General features: G+C 69.9%; 1 protein-coding gene. It reads right to left on the bottom strand.

What is annotated here, in order from left to right; translation table 11 throughout:
- A partial coding sequence (locus tag AB0M20_RS42125; protein WP_364306989.1) for a DNRLRE domain-containing protein occupies window positions 1-1,538 on the bottom strand: 1,538 nt, incomplete at its 3' end.
- Window positions 1,539-1,670: the final 132 nt, after the last annotated feature.

Genomic DNA, 1,670 nt, shown 5'->3' with positions numbered 1-1,670 from the left:
ATCACGGTGTTGAAGGCCGGCGCCTTGTCGGTCGGGTACTTCACGCGGTGGTACATGCCCCACTCGGCGACCATGATGGGCTTGGCCGGGTGGTTCTTGACCATGTAGTCGTACCAGCCGAGGCCGCCGCCGCTGGGCTGACGGTCGAGGATGTCGCCCATGTCGCCGTAGTGGTAGTAGCCCTTCTCCACGCTGACGTAGGAGTCCAGGCCGATCCAGTCGACGACGTCGTCACCCGGGTAGAGGTCCTTCCACCAGGACTGCGCCATCCACTTCTCGTTGCCCATGTAGGCCAGCACGTTGACCATGTTGGTCACGCCCGCGGCGCGCAGACGCTCGATGACGAAGCGGTACATGGCCGCGTAGTCCTTGCCGGTCATGCCCGAGCCGACGGTGGCGTTGACGTCGTTCTCCGGCTCGTGGTGCAGCGCCAGGAAGAACCTCTGGGTGCCGTAGTTCTTCTTGACGTACGCCGCCCACTTGTCGATCCGGGCGTTCTGGCCGCCGGCCGCGACCTTGGCCCACGTGGTGTTGTAGGCGACCTTCCAGTTGAGCAGCAGCACGCGCGGCTTGGCGGCGTCGCGGGTCATCGCGATCTCGGCGGCGGTCGGGAACATCTCGTCGCCCTTGTGGTACGTGTGGTAGATCGTCGCGGTGCGGCCGGTCAGCGACTCCCAGGACTTGAGGGCCTGGTCGCGCGGGGTGTCGGTGAAGCCGCCGGCGGCCGCGCCCCAGAGCACGCCGCAGGAGGGGACCAGCAGGGCGTCGGTCGCGCACTCGCCGGTGGACGGCGCGCTGGTGGTGGGTGCGGCCGTCGTGGGCGCGGTGGTGGGAGCCGTGGTCGGCGCGGTGGTGGGAGCCGTGGTCGGCGCGGTGGCGGGAGGCGTGGTCGGCGCGGTCGTGGGCGCCGTCGTGGGCGCGGTGGTCGGCGCGGTGGTCGGTGTCGAGGTGGTACGGGTGTACGTCACGGCCAGCTCGGGGCCGCCGGTCTTGTCGTCGCCGTACTCGACCGAACGCAGCCGGGTGACCGCGGTGGTGGAGGCCGAGCGCAGCGCGAACGCGTACACGCCGGCCTTCTTGACCACTGTGGACAGGTCGAAGGAGAGCACCGTGTCGGTGGCCTTCGGGGTGATCGTGCGGAGCGCGACCGAGGTGGCCGGCGCGTTCGCCGCGGTCACCTTGGCCTCGGCCCACGAGCCGGGAACGGCGTGGAGGCTGAGCTTCGCCGCGATCGGCTTGCTCTCCAGCGGGAGCTTGAGGCCGACCATCTTGACCGTGGCGCCGGCGGGCAGGGCCGGGACGGTGAACTTCAGATAGGACACCCGGGTCTCGCTGCCGGACCGGCCCACCACCAGCTTGTCGGCGGCGCCGAAGTTCGCCGTCCTGCGGGTGCTGGAGGTGTAGGTGTCCTCGCCGGCCGTCACGATCCTGGTCTCGGTGACCGTGGCCGCGGTCGCGGACGTCGCGGCCACGAAGCCCGTCGTCGTCGCGACCACACCGAAGAGCGCCGCCCCGACGATCCCCTTCTTGGCATCCATGCCGTTCCCCCTCTGTCCCGCATCGCTGTCTGACTTTCACGATCGGGACGGGTGGGTGCCGGGCCGGATTCCGTTGAGGTGCAGGCTGGGTGCGTACCCGAAAAAGAGCGCCGCCGGCTTTCTGCCGGCGGC

Source organism: Actinoplanes sp. NPDC051633 (genome assembly GCF_040681735.1).
GTDB lineage: Bacteria > Actinomycetota > Actinomycetes > Mycobacteriales > Micromonosporaceae > Actinoplanes.
Note: the sequence above shows the minus strand (reverse complement) of the source record. Positions and strands in the feature narration are given on the sequence as shown.